18 protein-coding genes and 1 other RNA gene are annotated in these 18464 nt (G+C 64.2%); 7 read left to right on the top strand and 12 right to left on the bottom strand.

The window, feature by feature from the left end; translation table 11 throughout:
- Positions 1-152 precede the first annotated feature (152 nt).
- The 8 genes from C1A35_RS04390 to C1A35_RS04355 all read right to left on the bottom strand — a co-directional run bounded on the left by C1A35_RS04390 (position 153) and on the right by C1A35_RS04355 (position 5492).
- Positions 153-539, bottom strand: coding sequence for an ACT domain-containing protein (locus C1A35_RS04390; protein WP_104663127.1), 387 nt, complete (start codon positions 537-539; stop codon positions 153-155).
- Between the two features lie 6 nt (positions 540-545).
- Positions 546-731, bottom strand: a complete 186-nt coding sequence (locus C1A35_RS04385; RefSeq protein ID WP_077960550.1) for a DUF2065 domain-containing protein — start codon at positions 729-731, stop codon at positions 546-548.
- 7 nt (positions 732-738) lie between these two features.
- Positions 739-1659, bottom strand: coding sequence for a protease modulator HflC (gene hflC / locus C1A35_RS04380; RefSeq protein ID WP_104663126.1), 921 nt, complete (start codon positions 1657-1659; stop codon positions 739-741).
- Complete coding sequence (gene hflK / locus C1A35_RS04375; protein ID WP_104663125.1) at positions 1656-2774, bottom strand: FtsH protease activity modulator HflK; 1119 nt, start codon at positions 2772-2774, stop codon at positions 1656-1658. Before hflK ends, hflC begins: the two co-directional genes overlap by 4 nt.
- Positions 2775-2930: 156 nt before the next feature.
- Positions 2931-3467: a dihydrofolate reductase gene (locus C1A35_RS04370; protein WP_104663124.1), complete on the bottom strand. Its 537-nt coding sequence runs from the start codon at positions 3465-3467 to the stop codon at positions 2931-2933.
- Positions 3468-3477: 10 nt separating this feature from the next.
- Positions 3478-4083: a glutathione S-transferase family protein gene (locus C1A35_RS04365; protein ID WP_104663123.1), complete on the bottom strand. Its 606-nt coding sequence runs from the start codon at positions 4081-4083 to the stop codon at positions 3478-3480.
- A 206-nt stretch (positions 4084-4289) separates the two neighbouring features.
- Positions 4290-5084, bottom strand: a complete 795-nt coding sequence (locus C1A35_RS04360) for a thymidylate synthase (RefSeq protein ID WP_104663122.1) — start codon at positions 5082-5084, stop codon at positions 4290-4292.
- A gap of 99 nt (positions 5085-5183) precedes the next feature.
- A complete protein-coding gene (locus C1A35_RS04355) occupies positions 5184-5492 on the bottom strand; it encodes a DUF2853 family protein (RefSeq protein ID WP_104663121.1) in 309 nt (102 codons plus the stop codon).
- A 145-nt stretch (positions 5493-5637) separates the two neighbouring features.
- On the opposite strand from C1A35_RS04355, the gene ssrA reads away from it, so the two are divergent.
- The 5 genes from ssrA (at position 5638) to C1A35_RS04330 (ending at position 8395) form a co-directional block, all read left to right on the top strand.
- Positions 5638-5996: a transfer-messenger RNA gene (gene ssrA / locus C1A35_RS04350) on the top strand.
- 139 nt (positions 5997-6135) lie between these two features.
- A complete protein-coding gene (locus tag C1A35_RS04345; RefSeq protein WP_104663120.1) occupies positions 6136-6648 on the top strand; it encodes an SspB family protein in 513 nt (170 codons plus the stop codon).
- 149 nt (positions 6649-6797) lie between these two features.
- On the top strand, positions 6798-7010 hold the full coding sequence (locus C1A35_RS04340) for a DUF4169 family protein (RefSeq protein ID WP_104663119.1): 213 nt from the start codon (positions 6798-6800) through the stop codon (positions 7008-7010).
- A 91-nt stretch (positions 7011-7101) separates the two neighbouring features.
- On the top strand, positions 7102-7341 hold the full coding sequence (locus C1A35_RS04335) for a ribbon-helix-helix domain-containing protein (protein ID WP_104663118.1): 240 nt from the start codon (positions 7102-7104) through the stop codon (positions 7339-7341).
- A 352-nt stretch (positions 7342-7693) separates the two neighbouring features.
- A complete protein-coding gene (locus C1A35_RS04330; protein WP_234822784.1) occupies positions 7694-8395 on the top strand; it encodes a hypothetical protein in 702 nt (233 codons plus the stop codon).
- 72 nt (positions 8396-8467) lie between these two features.
- Here C1A35_RS04330 and C1A35_RS04325 read toward each other — a convergent pair whose 3' ends face one another.
- From C1A35_RS04325 to tet, 4 genes are all read right to left on the bottom strand, one after another.
- On the bottom strand, positions 8468-9802 hold the full coding sequence (locus tag C1A35_RS04325) for a TadE/TadG family type IV pilus assembly protein (protein WP_199772857.1): 1335 nt from the start codon (positions 9800-9802) through the stop codon (positions 8468-8470).
- 379 nt (positions 9803-10181) lie between these two features.
- Complete coding sequence (locus tag C1A35_RS04320; protein ID WP_440271499.1) at positions 10182-13910, bottom strand: AsmA family protein; 3729 nt, start codon at positions 13908-13910, stop codon at positions 10182-10184.
- Between the two features lie 266 nt (positions 13911-14176).
- Complete coding sequence (locus tag C1A35_RS04315) at positions 14177-15583, bottom strand: FAD-binding oxidoreductase (protein WP_104663115.1); 1407 nt, start codon at positions 15581-15583, stop codon at positions 14177-14179.
- Between the two features lie 204 nt (positions 15584-15787).
- Positions 15788-16912, bottom strand: coding sequence for a Tet(A)/Tet(B)/Tet(C) family tetracycline efflux MFS transporter (gene tet, locus C1A35_RS04310; protein ID WP_234822782.1), 1125 nt, complete (start codon positions 16910-16912; stop codon positions 15788-15790).
- 207 nt (positions 16913-17119) lie between these two features.
- On the opposite strand from tet, the gene tetR reads away from it, so the two are divergent.
- Positions 17120-17734 carry a tetracycline resistance transcriptional repressor TetR gene (gene tetR, locus C1A35_RS04305; protein WP_104663437.1) on the top strand — a complete coding sequence of 205 codons (615 nt, stop codon included), beginning with the start codon at positions 17120-17122 and terminating at the stop codon, positions 17732-17734.
- A gap of 284 nt (positions 17735-18018) precedes the next feature.
- Positions 18019-18453 (top strand): DUF1772 domain-containing protein, encoded by a 435-nt coding sequence (locus tag C1A35_RS04300; RefSeq protein WP_104663113.1) that lies wholly within the window; start codon positions 18019-18021, stop codon positions 18451-18453.
- Positions 18454-18464 lie beyond the last annotated feature (11 nt).

Genomic DNA, 18464 nt, shown 5'->3' with positions numbered 1-18464 from the left:
CACAATTCATCGATCCCGCGACACCTGATCTTGTCTGCAGGATAAGGCGGAATTCGGAAGCGTCCAAACACGATTTCCTGATCCTTTCGCGCTACGGCGCGAAAGGTCTCAAAGATGCCGGCACGCATTCATGAAAAGGAGGACGTGGCCGCTCAGGTCGTCAGTTCGTGGCCATGCTCTTTCAGTGCGCGTACCGCCTTGTCGAGGTCGGAGCCGGCAACGAAGATGTAGTCGGTGCTGAAGGTCGAGTTGGCAAAGATGCCGACGCCGGCATCCGAAAGCGGCTGAAGCACCGAGGCAAGGACACCCGGCACGTCGAAGGCAAAGTGCTGCTCGATCCGGAAGCAGCGCCAGCCGAGGGAACTCTGGACGCTGGAAGGCACGCGCGCGGCGCGGCAGACGAGCGTCATTTCTTCGCGCGAGCTCGACACGGTCCAGAAGCCGGGCCCCGGCAACCATTCCGGTATGCTGGAGCCGATGTTGAGACGGGTGATGGCATATTCGGCATCGACCAAGCGGATCAGCAGTTTACGTGGCATTTCGCATTATCCTCGAAGCAACCATACAAGTCCGACCCCGGCAGCCACTGAAACGAGCCCCGCCAGTCGAAGCTGATGTTCGGGGACATACGGCAAACGCTTCGCCATTTCCACCAAAACCAAAGGGGCCAGTGCGTACACCAGCCCCTCGATGATCAGGAAGAAAGCAAATCCTGTCAGAAAGTCTGACATCGCCCGCCTAGTTTCCGGTCGCTGCTTGAGGTGCTTCAGCCGGCGCAGTGCCTTCCGAATTATTGAAGTAACGGAAGAATTCCGAATGCGGCGACAGAACGAGCGTCGTGTCCGGGCTGCCGATCGACTGCGTGTAGGCGCTCATCGAGCGATAGAACTCGAAGAACTTCGGATCGCGCGCAAAGGCGTCGGCAAAGGTCCTCGTCCGTTCGGCTTCGCCTTCACCGCGCAGGATTTCCGAATCGCGCTGGGCGTCGGCGACGATCTCGACGACCTGGCGGTCGGCAATCGCGCGGCGGCGCTGGCCTTCTTCGTTACCGCGGGCGCGGATGAGTTCCGCTTCCGCCAGGCGCTCGGCCTTCATGCGGTCGTAGGTCTGCTGCGAGACTTCCTGCGTCAGGTCGGTGCGACGGATGCGGACGTCCTCGATGTTGAGGCCGAGCGACTCGGCATCGTTCTTGAGGTCGGCGCGCACTTCACGCATCATCGACGCGCGCTCGTCCGAGAGCGCGGCCTCGAAGCCACGAAGACCGTAGACGCGACGCAGCGATGCGTCGAGACGGGTCCTGAGGCGCGATTCAGCGGCATCGCGATCGCCCGAGACCGTTTCGCGGAAGCGACGGGGATCGGAGATCTTGTAGACGACGAAGGCGTCGACTTCATAGAACTTGCCGCCCGAGACCTGGACGCGGATGTTGTCGAGGTCGAAGCGCAGCGCCTGGTCTTCGACATACTGCACGCGGTCAGCATCCATGAAGGCAAACGGCAGCTTGAAGTAGAGGCCGGGCTCGCTCTTGACGTCCTTGATCTGACCGAAGCGCACAACGATCGCCTGCTGGCGCTCGTTGACGACGAAGACCGAGGAATAGATGCCGACGAAGACGACGGCGAGCAGGATCAGGATAACGGAGGTACGGTTGTTGATCACTGGGCTGCTCCCGACACTGCTGCGGCACCCGACGTGGTCGGACGGCCGATTTCGTTCAGCGGCAGGTACGGCAGAACGCCCTGCCCGTTCTTCTCGTCTATGATGACCTTCTTCGACTTGCCGAGAACGCCCTGCATGGTTTCGAGATAGAGACGCTTGCGGGTCACGTCAGGTGCCTTGGAGTACTCGTCATAGACCGAGACGAAGCGTTGCGCCTCACCCTGCGCTTCCTTGACGACGCGGTCCTTGTAGGCGGCTGCCTCTTCGCGGATCTGCGCGCCCTGACCGCGTGCCTTGCCGAGCACCTGGTTGGCATATTGGTTCGCTTCTTCGACGAAGCGGTCCTCGTCCTGCTCGGCGCGCTGTACTTCGTCGAACGCGTCGGCCACTTCGCGCGGCGGTGCGGCGTCCTCGATCGCGACCGTGTTGACGGAAACGCCGGTACCGTAGGTGTCCATCGTTGCCTGGATCGTACTCTTCACGTCGGCAGCGATCGCCTGACGGTTGTCACGGAAGATGTCCTGTGCCGGACGGCGGCCGACGACTTCGCGCATCGCGCTTTCGGCGACCTGCTGCAGCGTGTCGGACGGATTCTCGACGTTGAAGAGATAAGCCTTCGGGTCGGTGACCGAATAGAGAACCGAGAACTGGACGTTGACGATGTTCTGGTCGCCGGTGAGCATCAGGCCGGAATTCGACTGGCCGCTGGAGCGGCCGCCGATGTTCTGCTGCTGCTCGGTGATCTTGACGAATTCGACGGTCTCGAACGGCCAGAAATGATAGTGCAGGCCCGGCATCGAGATCTCGTCCTTCGGCTTGCCGAAGCGCATTTCGACGCCACGCTCGTCCGGCTGGACGGTGTAGATCGAATTGATCAGCACGAAGCCGACGATCAGCAGGCCGACAATGGCGAAGACGCCGCCGTTGAAGCCGCCGGGAACGACGTTCTTAAGCTGGTCCTGGCCACGGCGAATGATCTCTTCCAGATCCGGCGGGCCGCCCTTGCCGCCACCGCGCGGCCGGTTCGGCCCCTGGCCCCAGGGCCCTCCCTGATTGCCACCGCCGCCGCCGCCCCATGGGCCACCGCCGCCGCCATTCTGATTGCTCCAGGGCATCAAAACCTCTCTGTTGAATACTTCTCACGCAGAACGGCCGCGCCACCGCACGGTCGTTCATGATGTGAAACCGTTATAGGTATCCCCCGCACCGCTTTCAACGCGATAGACCCGAGTTCACCGTAAATGGTTCAAAATAGTTGACGATCCGCCGCGTCAGGCTGTCGCACGCCGCCTGTAGGTGACGAAATGCATGGCGTGGCTGTCCTTTTCGCCCTGCGGCAGATCCTCTTCGAACACCTTCTCGAAGCGCTCGGGATCGATATCGGGAAAGCGCGTATCGCCATCCACCGTCGCCTGCACTTCGGTCACATGCAGGACATCGGCCTGCGCGATCGACTGGCGATAGATCTCGCCGCCACCGATCACGCAGATTTCGTCCACGCCCGCCGCCGCCGCTTCACGGCCCGCAAGCGCGATCGCGGCGTCGAGCGACGGCACGACGCTTGCGCCGTCGGCGACGAAATCGGCGTTGCGGGTGATGACGATGTTCAAGCGGCCGGGCAGCGGCCGCCCGAGCGACGCCCAGGTCTTGCGCCCCATGATCACGGGCTTGCCGATCGTCAGCGCCTTGAAGCGCTTGAGGTCGGTTGAAAGCCGCCAGGGCAGATCGCCGTCGCGACCGATGACGCCGTTGGCGGCAACGGCAACGACGATCGATATCTTCGGATGGTTGGTCTTCGTCTCGGTCATGGAACTCTTTTCAGTCATGGAAACCCTGCGGCTTGCTGTCGATTTCGCGCGCCCGGTCATAGGCCGCCCGGTCGGTCACGACGCGAATGTAGCGATCGACCACCGTGCTTTCGGGAAGGATCTTGCGCATCCACTGCAGCGCGCTTGCCAGAAGCAGGTCGGCAGCACTCATGGTTTCGCCGAGCAGATAGGTCCGGCGGGTGAGCACGTCGATCACATGGGCGCACATTTCGCTGTAGAGCCGCGCCTGCGCCGGATTGTTGATGGTGGCGCCGGAGATGTGGGCGAGCGCCGTCGGCTCGATCACCCCGGCATAATAGGCAAGCCAGGAAAGATAGGCGCCGCGCTCCTTATGCCCCGGCGGGCGCCCCAGGCTGCAATCGGGATAAAGATCGGTGAGATACTGCACGACCGCCGCCGACTCCCAGATCACCGTCCCGTTGTGGATGAGCGCCGGCACCTGTTTGTGCGGGTGCGGATTGCTGTCGTCGGGTGCGCCGGAGCCATCCCAGCGGCGGATGGAGACGTAGCGGATCTCGTATTCCGCGCCCAGTTCCTCGAGCAGCCAGACGATGCGCGACGAGCGGGAAAGCGGCGCATGAATCAATGTGAGCATCAATACCTCCTCGAAGGCCGCCCTCCCCGGCAAGGCCCTCCGCTGCATCTGCCGCCCAGCGGCTTTGCGCCGTTCCTGCACACCCCATCCGTCACGGGGCCGCACGCGGCGCATCAACAGGCGGGCAATGCGCCGGCGACCTCGCCACGCCGGCCAGCCACCCGACAGCCCGATTGCGGCCTGCTGCGTCGGCTGGACCGCCCGGATCAGACGGCAATCGGCGCCTTGATGGTTGAATCGGCTTCGTAGCCGACGAGCGTAAAGTCTTCGAAGCGGAAAGAAAACAGGTCCTTCACCTGAGGATTGATCTCCATCCGCGGCAGCGCCTTCGGCGTGCGGGTGAGCTGCAGGCGGGCCTGTTCGAAGTGGTTGTGGTAGATATGCGCGTCGCCGAGCGTGTGCACGAAATCACCGGGTTTCAGGCCCGTCACCTGCGCCACCATCATCGTCAGGAGTGCGTAGGAGGCGATGTTGAACGGCACGCCGAGGAAGATGTCTGCCGAGCGCTGGTAAAGCTGGCAGGAGAGCTTGCCGTCGGAGACGTAGAACTGGAACAGGCAATGGCAGGGCGGCAGCGCCATCTCGTCGACCAGCGCCGGGTTCCAGGCCGAAACGATGTGCCGGCGCGAATTCGGGTTGGTCTTCAGGCTTTCGACCAGACCGACGATCTGGTCGATATGGCGCCCGTCCGGCGCCGGCCAGGAGCGCCACTGGTAGCCGTAGACCGGGCCGAGGTCGCCGTTCTCGTCGGCCCACTCGTCCCAGATGGTGACGCCGTTTTCCTTGAGGTAGCGAATGTTGGTATCGCCCTTCAGGAACCACAGCAGTTCATGGATGATCGAGCGCAGGTGCAGCTTCTTGGTCGTCAGCACCGGGAAGCCCTCGGAGAGGTCGAAGCGCATCTGGTGGCCAAAGACCGAGCGCGTGCCCGTTCCCGTCCGATCGCCCCGGTCGGATCCGTTGGTCATCACATGGTCGAGAAGGTCGAGATATTGCTGCATGGTCTGGCGCCGCCGATTCGTACTTTCCTCAAATTTAGGACGAAGCCGGCGGCGAACCAATGACCAAGGGCGGATTATCCCGGATAATTCGGCGGGAGTTTACAAGGTCTGCAGCTTGCCGAGGTTCTTCGCCACCAGATAGTAGAAGGTAACGCGCGATTTCGACCGGTCGGCCGACATCGCCTTGACGGTGGCCTCGATCGCCTTGTCCGCGTCCGCACCGCTGATGCCGAGCTTCTTCTCGCACCATTTTTCCCTGACCCGCTCAAGCTCCTTCGGATCGGTCGCCGAAACGAGCGAGGAATCCTTGTTGCGCAGCGCGATGCCGAGATGACGCACGATCTTGTTCACGATCGCTTCGTCGGCGCCGCTGTCGTATTTCTGCACGTCTGCGAGGTAGTCCGTCATGATGCCTCCAGCTTGTCTGTTTTTCGAAACGGCGGCCGGATTACGCCGGCCGCGTGGGAGCAGCGGGAGTTTTTCATGGATGCCGGGCAAGTCAAGGCAGTTGAGCGCCGCGCCGCCCGGGAGAAAGTCATATATCCGACACATCCCCCTTTTCTTGGACGCCGGAAAGACCTATATGAACGGTGCCGTCTTCGGGCGGCTATGGCAATAAACGGGCGATGAAATAAACCCATTGGACCCGGGGGCGGTACCCGGCGCCTCCACCAAAAACCGATCTCTTCCGATCGGCTTTTGATGGGGGCGAAATAGGATCGACAAGGGCGTAAAGATCGACTTTTTGCTCGGCATTGTACCACCGTTATCGGGCTAAACTTATAGTTGCAAACGACAACTATGCTGAAGCACGTCTCGCTGCTTAATCGCGGTGCGACACTTCAAATCAAGTCCTTCCGGGTAGCACCGTAAGGCGGGGTCCGAAGGCACCTGGCAACAGAAGCCTTCACCTTCTCCCCCGCTTCGAAATGGTCTATAGATGCTTGAATAATTGACTCGTCTGCTTCAGACGGGCAATGAAAAGCCGACGGCAAGACGTCGCGCCGGCAGCAGACAAGTAAGATTGAGTTCGAGGAAAGACGGGACGCTCATGGGCCAGGACCATATCCGCTACGACATTCTGGCACAGGACGCGCTCCGCAGCGTCATCCGCAAGGTTCTGTCTGAGGTCGCGACCACCGGCCACCTGCCGGGCGAGCACCATTTCTTCATCACCTTCCTCACCGGCGCGCCCGGCGTACGCATCTCGCAGCATCTCAAGGCGAAATATCCGGAGCAGATGACGATCGTCGTCCAGCACCAGTTCTGGGAGCTGAAGGTGACCGAAGCCGGCTTCGAAATCGGCCTTTCCTTCTCCGACACGCCCGAGCGGCTGGTCATTCCGTTCAACGCGATTCGCGGTTTCTACGATCCCTCGGTCAATTTCGAGCTGGAGTTCGACGTGGCCGCCGGCGAGGAAGAAGAACAGGAATCGGCTGAGATCACCGCCTACCCGGTGCCTGAGGAAAATGCCGAGACCGCGGCAAAGGACGACAAGCCCACCGAGCCGAAGAATGGCGGCGGCTCCGTCGTCTCGCTCGATTCCTTCCGCAAGAAGAACTGATACAGCGCCGCCTTGCGTGTCCAGGCGGACGCGCAAGGCGAGAGCATGTTGCGCAGCGGTTTTGCGAGAACGACATGCGACAAATCGATAACTTCAAGCGCACGGAGCGAATCTGACGGATCGCGCCGCGCCTTAAGGAGCCTCGGACCATGACCGGCGATGTCGTCAATCTGCGCCAGTTCCGCAAGCGCCGCGAGCGCACGGAAAAGGAAAAGCAGGCCGAGCAGAACCGCATCTCCTTCGGCCGCACCAAGGCCGAAAAATCCCTGACGAAGGCGCTGAACGACAAGGCGGACAGCCGCCTCGATCAGGGCCGCATCGAGCGCCCTGCCGCAGACGAAGGCGACGCCGGCAAGGACTGAGCCCAGCCAAAAGCGATTCCGGAGCAAGGACTTGCGGCAACGTCCGGAATCGAAACGCCAACTCCTTGAATCATTTTTGTAAGGCCGGGCGATGATCCGTAAGCACTCCGCGACGCTCCACGGCCACCGCACCAGCTTCTCGCTCGAAGATGCCTTCTGGCATGAACTGAAGGCGATCGCCGAGGCGCGGGCGATCCCCCTTGCGCAACTGATCGCCGAGATCGACGACCAGCGCACGCCCGACAGCAACCTCTCTTCGGCGCTGCGGGTCCACGTGCTCGAATGGCTGAAGTCGAAGCTATCTGCCGCCCCCTCTTCCGAGCCGCGCTGACCCCGAAGCAATACCGGCGATCACGGCCAGATACGGCTGAGCCAGACCGCGTGACTGTGTGGCGCATGCAACAGCAGCAGCCATTTCGTCTGCCCCGGATTCCACTATCGGTCGAAATCGGTTGTTTTCGTCATCGCTTATATAATGATCACTGTGTTGGAGGCGGCGGCTTCTGCCGTCGACACGCATAGCTCTGAGAGTAAGCGGGACCGAACGGAAAACGCGCAAGTGGTTTTCCTGGGAACTGCACAGCGGGAGGCGTTTCATGAGTATCTCTACGCGACTGGGCCTTGCGGCCTGCCTGAGCCTGGTTCCCTTTCTGCCTGTTCATGCGGCCGATATCACGCCGCTGATGGCCCCCGCGGCCCCCGTGGAAGAAACCGAAAGCGGCTGGCAATTCACCTTCGCGCCCTATTTCTGGATGGCGGGCCTGTCGGGCGACACCGCGCAATTCGGGCTTCCGACCGTTCATATCGACTCCAGTTTCAGCGACATCTGGAGCAATCTCGATTTCGCCGCCATGGCAATCGTCGAGGCGCGCAAGGACCGGTTCAGCATCTTTGGCGACCTCATCTACACGAAACTCTCCGGCGACGGCGAAGCGCGCGGCATCCTCACCGATACGGTCGATGTGGAATCCGAGACCTTCGCCGGCCTCATCGGCGTTGGCTACACGGTGTTTGAAGATCAGCAATCGCATCTCGATGTCGTCGGCGGCGTAAAGGTCTGGTCCGTCGACACCACCATATCCTTCCAGGGCGGCCCGCTCGACGGTGTCAGCCGCAGTGACAGCAAGACCTGGGTCGACGGCATGGTGGGCGTGCGCGGCAACTATTTCTTCACCCCGGAGATCTACCTGACCGGCTGGGGCATGGTCGGCGGCGGCGGCGCCGACATCGACTGGGACGTCGGCCTTGGCCTCGGCTACCGTTTCAACGACACGATCTCGGCGATTGCCGGCTATCGGGCCCTTGGCGTCGACTACGACAATGACGGCTTCATCTTCGACGTGGTGCAGCAGGGCCCGATCCTCGGACTTTCCATCCGCTTCTGAAGGCAGACCGCATCGCGGGGCAAGCCGGCCATCGCGCCGCCGGCCACCCCGATGGCAAGACGCGTCCCTTGGTCATCGGACCAGACGGATTGCGCCGGGATTGTTGATGGTGGTGTTGGCGAGCACCGCCTTGCAATCCAGCTTGAAGCTGCTGTTGCCGATCATGGTGATCTCCTGGGCGACGACCCGCACGCATTCGCCTCCGGTGACGCCATTGCCGGCATACTGGATCTCGCGCGACGCCGGCATGTAGATGATGCCGGCGAGCGACGAGGCGCTGTTGCCGTTGATGGTGGCGGTCGCCGTGTTGTTGCGGCCGGCGACGATCGAGAATCCGGCCCAGTCGCCTGTCGTCGGCGCGCTGACGTGGAAGGTAGCGCCACCGTGAATGTCGAGCTGGGCGCCGTTCAGGAGGAAGAAGGTAACCCCGTCCGCCGTCACCACCGACTGACTGGTAAACTTCAGATTGCCGCCATCGACGATGTAGTTGCCCGGCCGGAGAAGAACCTTGCCCTTGATTTCGAGGCTACCATAGGTGCCGGGCTTCAGCTCGACACGGTAGCTGTCGGGCGCATTGTTCGGCGTCTTGCCGGTGCCGTTGCAGTCCCCATTGCCGCCACCGCCGCCGACGAAGTTCTGCCCGCATCCGGCAAGGCTCACCCAACCTGCCGTCGCCGGCATCTTCTTTGACCGGAATGGGTCGGCAAGCGGCGCCACGTCCTCCACGGCATGGCCGCAGGCAAGCGCCAGATTGGCGAGCGTCGCCGACACCTTGCCGGCGGCATAGAGACATTCCGCCTTGAGCGTGGCCGAGCCGCTGAGATAGATCGATTGCGTATCGGTCGAGTTGGATGTGATCGTGCAGCCTGATGTATCGACACTCGCCCCACCGCTGACCTCGAAGGCCCGGCTTGCCGTCGGGTGCAGCGCCAGGATGCAGGCCTCCCGCCCGGGCATGCGTGCAGCGACGCTTTCCCGGCCGATCGTATAGGGTCGCAGCCCGAAGAAGAGCGGATTGTATGTCAGCGCGTAAGCGGCCGTCGCCGTGGTCTCGACGCCGGCAGCGCCGAAGGCGACCTGGATCGGCCCGGCCGCCACCGACACGCCACTTTCCGGGGTGACCGGATCGACGATCTCCGGCAGGCCGAAATTCGCGAGGAAGACATTGTTGGCCAGATCCCTGGCGCCGGCCTCGGTCTCACCCTCGCCGTAGGATTTGACCGCGGAGAACGCGGCCGCATCGAGCGCCGCCTGCATCTTGGCGGCCTCCAGGTTCATGCGCGCCAGGTTGATGGCGATCGACGCGGCGCCCAGCAGCGGCACCGCGATCAGCGCGGTCAGGACGGTAAAGTTGCCGTTCTCGTCCCCAAGGATACGAGCGGCCGTCTCCTTCATATGGTAGCGCATCTCTGATCATTGCCCCCTCAGCAGACGGCGGCGCCTCCGCTCGGGTGGCTCCGGAGCGGTCAACGTCATCGTTCCCATGCGCCGAACGAAAACGCGGCTCGCAAGCCGCATCCCCCTGCCTCATTCAGTGCAAATCGCTAATTTAGAGCTCAATGGTGGAATATGTGCTTCAGAATTCGTTAAAACTCTGCCGATCCCCCTTTTTCGCCACTATGCCGAGGGAACCGGCCTGACGCCGGCCCGCCGCCAGGCACGTCGTAGTGTGAAGGCGTCGCCATCGATGGAACGGATCACGGCACGGGCGTTCGCATGCGCAAACGACGGCGCTCCCTCCGGTCGCTGAGCGCCGGAACCGTGATGCTTGAGAAGTGATCGCCGGCTATTGCACCGTAACGTCGGGCAGAACGTCGAAGTTGAGCTTCTGGCCGGGGGTGGCACCGGCGCCTCCGCCGGTCGCGCCATCCGGCCCGGCCTGCGGGATCGACTGGCCCTGGCCCGCTCCGCGCACGGCCTCTGCCGCCCGGCGTGCGGCTTCTGCCTGTCGCTCCGCCTCGGCCCTGCGCTCCGCCTCTGCCTTGCGTTCCGCTTCTGCCCGCGCTTCGGCCTCCGCCTTGACGCGTGCGGCCTCGGCAGTTGCCGCCGCGCGCCGGCGCTCTTCGGCGACCGCGCGCTTGCGTTCCAGTTCCCTTGCCTCGGCCCGCGCCTTGTAGAGCGCGAGTTCGCGCCGCAGTCGCTGCTTCTCCAGCACGTTCGCCTGCAGGATCTCGACGCGCCGGCGCTCACGCTCGAAAGCCCGCAGCGACAGGAAATTCGCGAGATCGGCAACGTTGAGATCGACGCCCGGTGCGTCCAGCAGGCCGGCATAACCGATGTGCACACGCGGTTCGGCGCCCGCAAGCGCCTCGTCTCCGGCCCGGAAGGTCAGGTCGATGCCGGCGTCGATACGGCCCGCCGCAAGGTCGAGCGAAGCCTCGCCGGTCATCGCGGCATTACCGTCGCCGGCCGTCACATTCTGCGCTCTGAGCACCCCGCCGGCAATGCTGAACGGCGCCTTGACGACGCCGACAAGCGATTGGCCGGAAAATACGGCCGCTTCCGCGGCACTTCGGATCGCGTCCGCCGAGATCTGCGTCTTCAGCGCATCGGCCGCTGCGATCAGTTGCGGCAGCGCCGCACTGTTGATCCCGGCAAGCGTCATGCCGTTGAAGGTGGCAGTGCCCGAACCGCTTGCCGAATGCGCCATCGCCTCCGGCGTCGCGCCCGAGGCCTCAAGCGCAACCGAAAGGTCGAAGGTCCCGGTCGCCACAGGCGCGCCCGCATGGGTCCATCCCGCCTGGCCAAGGTCCCCGGCTTTGACGTCCAGGCGCGAACGCAGGAAGCCCGAACCGTTGGCGTTGCCGATCTGCACCCGCCCGGCGAGCTTGCCGCCCAGCCAGTCGCCGGTCGCATCGGTCAACGAAATCTCGTCGCCCTTCCATTCCATCTTGCCGGCAAAGCTGGTGACCGCGCCGTAGACGCCCGGCCAGAATTTCTGCGCCTGCACGTCCAGTGCCACGTTGAGCCCGGTCCAGGCAGGTTGCGCCAGAGCCCCCTTCGAGAAGGCCCCGTTCGTATCCTCGATCGGGCCGAGGACACCCTCGCCGAGCCACGCCAGATCGAGCGTGTCGAGCGTCAGCTGTCCGCTGGCCGCCCCCGGCGTCTTGCGGTCGATCGTCAGATTGCCGGTAAAGCCGTTGTGGTCGGCCTTGCCCTCGACAGTGGTCAGCGCGATCGTTTCCGGCGTGGCGGCGACATCGGCCGAGACCGTCAGCGGCAGGCCGCTGCCCATCTGCGGCAGCGCCACGCCCTGAAGCAGGAGGTAAGGCTCGAGATCCTGGGTCTGCAGCGTCAGCTTGGCCTGACCTTCGAGGAAATGGTCGCGGGAAAGATCGACGTTGCCCTTGGCGGCGAGCGACGTCTTTTCGGTGGTAAAGGTGACCGTGCCGTTGGCCGTCGGGCCGTCGGTGCTTTGCAGCTTGATCGAGAGAATGCCGTTGGCATCCGCATCGAAAGGCAGGGGATCAAAGCCCGTCTGGCCGAGAAGCAGGCGCGTCTCGGGGTTTTCGAGCGTCGCTTCCAAGAGCATCGCCTTGCCAGTCAGCGCCTGTGCAATGTCGGGCGCCTGGTAGCTGGCGGCGATCTTGGTGCCGTTGGCGGTTCCGAAGATGCCGAAGGTCGCCGGCGCATTGCCTTCCTTGTTGCCGGCCGTCAGCGTCACGTCGAAGGCCGTGTCGCTGTAGTAGGGGCCGGCCTTGATCAGCTGCCTCAGCGCCGGATGATCGACCGCATGGCGACCGATCATTTCCAGGAACGGCGTCAGGTTCTTGGCGGCAAGCTTCATCTTGGCCGAAACGACGGGCTTATCCAGATCGCCGCTGGCCCTGCCGGAAAAGGCGAGCTGAGCGCCGGCGAGCGAGCCGATCGCCAGGCGCTCGGCCTGCAACTGACCGTTCTTCAGGGTCAGAACCGCCTGCACGTCCTGCGCTTCCTCGCCGAAGGCGGAAAACTGATCGGCCGAAAGATCGGCGGCAATGGCATGCTGCAGCAGCGTTTCGGTGGAAGCATCACCGGCCACAAGGCCTGTCAGCGCCTGCAGCGCCTCGAAGTCGATGCGGTTGCCCTTGAGCTGCAGCGAGAGGTTCGGCTGCTGGTCGGCGAAGGATTGCCGCTCAAGACGCCCCTTGAGGCTTGCCTCGTCGGCCGCGACTTCGAGGTTTTCGAACTGCTGCAGCGTGTCGGTGAGGTTGACCCTCGCCGAAAAGCCGGCCGTCTTCAGCTTGCGGATCGCCGGATCGACCGAGCCCGCCAGCCAGTTGGCAAGGCCGGAAGGCTGGTTGGAGGCGAGCAAGAGGTCGCCGCGGAAGCTGCGCTGACCGTTCAGGTTCAGCCGCCCCTTGGCCTCCAGTTGCGTGCGCCCCGGCAGGAGCGCCACCACATTGTCGATCACCCAGCCGGGGCCGTCGGGTTGCACGTCGATGCGCACGTCACGCACCGTCGTGTCGCCGACGACGATCGCCGGCAGTTTCAGGCTGGCGCGGCCGGGCACCTGCGGGATGGGAATGTCGGCGACGATCGTCAGCATCGCTTCGAGGCGCTGGCGCATCGAAATCGCCGGATCGCGGCCGGTCTTGTTGTTGCGGCTCGGGCCGATACGACTGACGTCGATCTGCTGGCCGTCGGCGATCAGCAGGAACTTCTGGTCCTTGCCGGTATCGAGCGTCGCCTCGCCGGTGACGACGTAGGGATCGTCCGACGGGCCGATTTCGAAGCGGTACTCCGGAACACGGATGCTCTCGTTGGTCAGCTGGAAGTCGCCGTTGATGCGCAGCGGCGCCCTCTGGTCCGCCTCCTTGGCCTCGCCCTGCGGCCGGTTCTCCGTCAGCGTGAAGCGGCCGCTATAGACCGGCCTGAAATCGACGATCCGCAGCGAACCGTCGGTCTCGACGCCAAAGGGGCGCTTGTCCGGCGTCACCCGCGCCTTCAGGCTGAGCGCGCCCGCCTGGTCCACCTCGTTGCTGGTGAAGGAGAAGCTGCCGGCTTCGCCATCGAGTGCTGCGCGCCCCTCGACCTTCCAGGGCCCGGCGAGCGAGCGGGCCGACACGTCGGCGGCAAGGTCGCTGACGCGGCGGGTGCGGCCGGTCTGCTCGTCGACGAACTCGATCTGGCCATTGGAGATCTCGACGTTTTCAAGCACGACGGTCTTGGCCGGGATCGACGCCCGGCGGCCCCGCGCCCAGTCAAGCGTGCCATCGGGCAACAGGCGCACCTTGGCCCGCGGACGGTCGAGCTTCATGTCGAAGATCAGCGCCTCGCCGCTCAGGAACGGTGCAAGCTCGGCGCTCATCGAGAATTGCGCCACCTGGATCAGCGGTTCGCCGTCCTCGGCAGCGCCGACGCGCACGTCGTTGAGCGTCACCGTCGGGAACGGGATCAGCCGCGCATCGACGCTGCCGTGCACGACGACGGGCTTGCCCATGATGCGGCTCGCCTCGCGTTCGAATTCCTTGCGGAAGTCCGTCCAGTCAATGAACCACGGGGCGATCAGCGCCGCAAAGAGCGCAACGACCACAAGTCCACCGAAGCCAAGCAGAATTCGCGAAAGCACCGTGCCTATATTCCCATTCCGTTCAGCGGCGCATGCCCGCGCCGCGCATCGATTGGAACGCCAGGACCTGGCGCCCGCTGACAGCACCATCTCTGGCACTGTAGCATCTTGATTTGCCGCATAATTCGCCGGGCGTCCATGCCGACATCGGAACTATGCAGTATCACACTTTGGCCCCGGCGCATCGCCCCAAAAAGCGCAACGCCCGACGGCCGCGTCCCTCATCCGCCTCAGGCGAAGATCTTGCCGGGGTTGAAGATGTTGTCCGGATCGAGCGAGCGCTTGACCTGCCGCATCAGGTCCAGCGCATCGCCGAGTTCGGCTTGAAGAAACGGCATCTTGCCCTGGCCGATGCCATGTTCGCCGGTGCAGGTTCCATCCATCGCAAGCGCCCGCGCATTGAGACGGTCGACGAAGGCCTCGGCGCGCGCGACGTCGGCGGGATCCTTGTCGTCAAACAGCAAGCCGACGTGGAAATTCCCGTCGCCCGCGTGACCGACGATCGGCGCAGTCAGTCCATGGGCGGCGCTGTCTTCCTGGGTTGCCGCCACGCATTCCGCCAGCCGCGAGATCGGCACGCAGACGTCGGTCGACAGGATCGCCGCGCCCGGGATCAGGCTCTTTTGCGCCCAGTAGGCATTGTGCCTGGCCTTCCAGAGCCGCGCCCGCTCCTCCGGATTGGTGGTCCACAGGAAATCGCTGGCGCCGAACTCCGAGGCGATCTCGCCGAACTGGCGCGCCTGCAATTCAACGCTTTCGGGACTGCCGTGGAACTCGACGAAGAGTGTCGGCGTCTCCTGATAGGAAAGGCCGGAATAGCCGTTGCAGGCCTTCATCTGCAGCGCATCGAGAAGTTCGATGCGCGCCACCGGAATGCCCGACTGGATGGTGAGGATCACCGCGTTGCAGGCGTCTTCGATCGTCGGGAACGGGCAGACGCCGCCGGAAATCACCTCCGGAATGCCCTGCAGCCGGAGCGTGATCGAGGTGATGATGCCGAGCGTGCCTTCCGCGCCGACGAAAAGCCGCGTCAGGTCGTAGCCGGCGGACGACTTGCGCGCCCGGTGGGCGGTGCGGATCTCGCGGCCGTCCGCTGTCACCACCGTCAGCGCCAGCACATTGTCCTTCATCGTGCCGTAGCGCACCGCATTGGTGCCCGACGCCCGCGTCGAGGCCATGCCGCCGATCGAGGCGTTGGCGCCGGGATCGATCGGGAAGAACAGCCCGGTGTCGCGCAGATAGGTGTTGAGCTCCTCGCGGGTGATGCCCGGCTCGACGCGGCAGTCGAGATCCTCGGCATTGACCTCGAGCACCTTGTTCATGCGCGAGAGATCGACGGAGATGCCGCCATGGGGCGCGTTGATATGCCCTTCCAGCGACGAGCCCGTGCCGAAGGCAATGAGCGGCGCCTTGTGGCGGGCGGCGATCGCGACGATCTCGCGCACGTCCTCGGAGCTTTCGGCAAACACCACGCCATCGGGAAGCTGCGCCGGAATATAGGTGGTGGTGTGGGCATGCTGGGCGCGGATCGCCTCGCCCGTCTGGAACCGATCGCCGAAGCGAGCGGAAAGGTCCGCCTTCGCCGCCGTTATGCCGGTCTCATTTTTCACGCCAGCCCTGATTGCCTTCAATGCCACGGAAAACGCCCTTCCTCTTGCATCTGCGCCTTAGCCTTGGGGGAAACGCCCGGGAAGCGCAGTCATTTCAAGGCGCTACTGTGCAAATCGGAATCACTTTGTCCAGACGCTCGCGCACTTCCCGGTCACAGTAGCGCAGGAAAACGCCTGACGTGAGACCGGAGTGTCACAAGACTGCATGAGAGCGTGGAAAACGGCCGGCTTTCACCCCGGCAGGCGCCTCAACACGGGCACGCAGAGGAGATAGAGCGCGATGCCGGCAATCCACACCCAGCCGTCCCAGGAGGCGAGCGTCCACGAATAGAGGCCGACGAAAAGCAGCGGGCCGATGATCGAAGCCAGGCTGGCAAGGCTGGCAAGCGCGCCCTGCAGCCGGCCCTGGCCCGCCTCGTCGACGGCGCGCGACAAAAGCGCCTGCAAAGCGGGCGTGCCGATGCCGCCGCCGGCAAGCAGCAGCACGATCGGCAATACCATCCAGCTCTCCGTGGCAAGCGCCAGCAGCCCGTAGCCGAGACTGTCGAGCACGATGCCGAGCTGCAGCGCCCGCTTTTCGCCAAGCCGTGTCGCGACCGGCCCGGCGACCACCCCTTGCGCCAGCGCATGCAGCAGGCCGAAAGCGGCAAGCGAAAACCCGGTCGCCGTCGCATCCCAACCGAAACGGCGCTCGCCGAAGATGACCCAGAGCACCGCCGGCACCTGGCCGACGAGCTGCACGATGAAGAACACGGCCAGAAGCGACTTCCGGAGTGGGGCACCGAAGGTCCGGCGCAGCCCCGCCAGCGGCCCTGCGAATGATCCGACAAGCGGATCGAGCGTGCTTGCCGCTTCGCCCGCCACGATCGGCCGCCGGCTTTCCGGCAGGAACAGCAAGGCCATGAGAAATCCGAGGCCGCTCAGAACAGCCGCAGCCGCGAAGGGCGCATGCGGCCCGAGGGAACCGAGCACCCCACCGACGACCGGCCCGGCGATCATGCCGATACCGAAGCAGGCCCCGAGCGTACCGAAGTGCCGCGCCCGCGCCTCCCCTTCGGTCGTGTCGGCAATGGCCGCACCGGCGACCGCGCCGGTCGCCCCGGTAATGCCGGCGATCATGCGGCCGAGATAGAGGATCGTCAGCGTCGGCGCGCTCGCCATCACCGCATAGTCGATCGCCGCACCGGCGAGCGATACGAGCAGCACCGGCCGCCGGCCATAACGATCGGAAAGGAGGCCGAGCACGGGAGCGAAGGCGAACTGCATGACCGCATAGAGCGAGACCAGGACGCCGTAGTGCCCGGCGACATCGTCGGCATGGGCAAGGTTGTGCAGGAGGCCCGGCAGAACCGGCATGACGAGGCCGATGCCGAACGCATCGAGTGCCACCGCCGCAAACAGCGCCGAGAGCGCCTTGCGCCCCGCCCTTGCGCCACGGCCGGTTTCGATCCCGGTCGCGGCCTTCGTAGCCCCCTGCGTCATGTCACGATTCCTTATCATTGATAAATTAATGCACAGGAAACTTATCGATGATAAATTGTCAAGCGACGGATGGAGCGAGAGATGACGAAACTGCAAAGAGACGCGGTGGTGCGGGCCGCCCTGACGTTGCTCAACGAGGTGGGACTGGACGGGCTGACGACCCGGCGGCTGGCAGAGCGGCTCGGCGTGCAGCAGCCGGCGCTCTACTGGCATTTCAGGAGCAAGCAGGCGCTGATCGCCGCACTTGCCGAAGCAATGATGGCGGAAAACCACGATCACGCCTTGCCGCAGCCGGGCGAGGATTGGCGCGCCTTTCTCACCGCCAATGCTCGCAGTTTCCGCAGAAGCCTGCTTGCCTATCGCGACGGTGCCCGCATCCACGCCGGCACAAGGCCGAGTGCATCACAGATGACGGCGGTGGAAGCGCAGATGACGCTCTTGCACGAGGCCGGATTTGCGCCAGCCGATGCCGCCTCGTCGCTTCTCCTGGTCAGCCACTTCGTCGTCGGCTCGGTGCTGGAGCAGCAGACGGCCGAGGAAGCGGCGGACGACGGAACCGGGACCAAACCGGCAGCCATGCCCGACGCGCCGCTGCTTGCCGCGGCAATGGCGGAGCTTGACCGGGCCGGCCCGGACGCCACGTTCGAACAGGGTCTCGCAACGATCGTCGCAGGCCTGGCGCAACGCCGTGACTGACACCGTCAGGACCGAAAAGCCATTCCATTTCAAGACACTGTCGCATCAATCGGAATCAGTTTCACTGACGCGGGAAGCCCCCTCCATGCGTCGAACGCCGCCAAGATCCTGCCTCGTGCTGGCCCGCGGCAATCTTTCGCCCTTCGCATCCGGGCGCTCGCCAGCCCCGCCCTTCTGCCCTGCGGACCGGAAAACATTGCTACGTATGAGAGCGAAGCGCCAGAAAACACCTGCCGTTTCGCCGGCCTTGGATTATGATGGTTGCGGGAAGGAAGGAGGGGCAAATGATCGGTCTCACCGCTTTGCTCACCGCGTCGGTCTTTTTCGGCGCCGCCATCTACATCACCTGGGCCGAGCAGCCGGCAAGGCTGCATCTCGATGATCGGGCAGCACTCGTGCAGTGGCTCCCATCGTATCGCCGCGGCTTCGAGATGCAGGCGACGCTCGCGCTCGTCTCGGGCCTGCTCGGCGCCGGCGCCTGGGGTCAGACCGGCCACGTGCTCTGGGGACTGGGCGCCGCGATCATCATCATGAACTGGCCCTACACGCTGCTCTTCGTCATGCCGGTCAATCGCCAGCTGGAGGCAGTCCGGCCGGAGGACGCCGGCGACGCCAGCCGCGAGCTGCTTCAATTTTGGGGCAGGCTTCACGCCGGGCGCAGCGCGCTCGGCGGGTTGGCGGCAGCGATTTATCTCATTGCCGCCGCCCTCGAAACATAGAAGGGACAGCC

Origin of the sequence: Ensifer adhaerens, assembly GCF_002940685.1 — a bacterium.
In the GTDB taxonomy this organism is placed as follows: domain Bacteria; phylum Pseudomonadota; class Alphaproteobacteria; order Rhizobiales; family Rhizobiaceae; genus Ensifer; species Ensifer adhaerens_E.
Note: the sequence above shows the minus strand (reverse complement) of the source record. Positions and strands in the feature narration are given on the sequence as shown.

What these genes read in the sequence shown, in the direction of transcription:
- tetR (WP_104663437.1), top strand. Translation starts at nt 17,120, where the DNA reads ATGACGAAACTGCAAAGAGACGCGGTGGTGCGGGCCGCCCTGACGTTG.
- C1A35_RS04300 (WP_104663113.1), top strand. Translation starts at nt 18,019, where the DNA reads ATGATCGGTCTCACCGCTTTGCTCACCGCGTCGGTCTTTTTCGGCGCC.
- C1A35_RS04365 (WP_104663123.1), bottom strand. Translation starts at nt 4,083, where the DNA reads ATGCTCACATTGATTCATGCGCCGCTTTCCCGCTCGTCGCGCATCGTC.
- C1A35_RS04325 (WP_199772857.1), bottom strand. Translation starts at nt 9,802, where the DNA reads ATGCGCTACCATATGAAGGAGACGGCCGCTCGTATCCTTGGGGACGAG.
- C1A35_RS04370 (WP_104663124.1), bottom strand. Translation starts at nt 3,467, where the DNA reads ATGACCGAGACGAAGACCAACCATCCGAAGATATCGATCGTCGTTGCC.
- C1A35_RS04390 (WP_104663127.1), bottom strand. Translation starts at nt 539, where the DNA reads ATGCCACGTAAACTGCTGATCCGCTTGGTCGATGCCGAATATGCCATC.
- hflK (WP_104663125.1), bottom strand. Translation starts at nt 2,774, where the DNA reads ATGCCCTGGAGCAATCAGAATGGCGGCGGCGGTGGCCCATGGGGCGGC.
- C1A35_RS04385 (WP_077960550.1), bottom strand. Translation starts at nt 731, where the DNA reads ATGTCAGACTTTCTGACAGGATTTGCTTTCTTCCTGATCATCGAGGGG.
- C1A35_RS04345 (WP_104663120.1), top strand. Translation starts at nt 6,136, where the DNA reads ATGGGCCAGGACCATATCCGCTACGACATTCTGGCACAGGACGCGCTC.
- C1A35_RS04330 (WP_234822784.1), top strand. Translation starts at nt 7,694, where the DNA reads ATGGCCCCCGCGGCCCCCGTGGAAGAAACCGAAAGCGGCTGGCAATTC.
- C1A35_RS04335 (WP_104663118.1), top strand. Translation starts at nt 7,102, where the DNA reads ATGATCCGTAAGCACTCCGCGACGCTCCACGGCCACCGCACCAGCTTC.
- tet (WP_234822782.1), bottom strand. Translation starts at nt 16,912, where the DNA reads ATGCCGGTTCTGCCGGGCCTCCTGCACAACCTTGCCCATGCCGACGAT.
- C1A35_RS04340 (WP_104663119.1), top strand. Translation starts at nt 6,798, where the DNA reads ATGACCGGCGATGTCGTCAATCTGCGCCAGTTCCGCAAGCGCCGCGAG.
- C1A35_RS04355 (WP_104663121.1), bottom strand. Translation starts at nt 5,492, where the DNA reads ATGACGGACTACCTCGCAGACGTGCAGAAATACGACAGCGGCGCCGAC.
- C1A35_RS04360 (WP_104663122.1), bottom strand. Translation starts at nt 5,084, where the DNA reads ATGCAGCAATATCTCGACCTTCTCGACCATGTGATGACCAACGGATCC.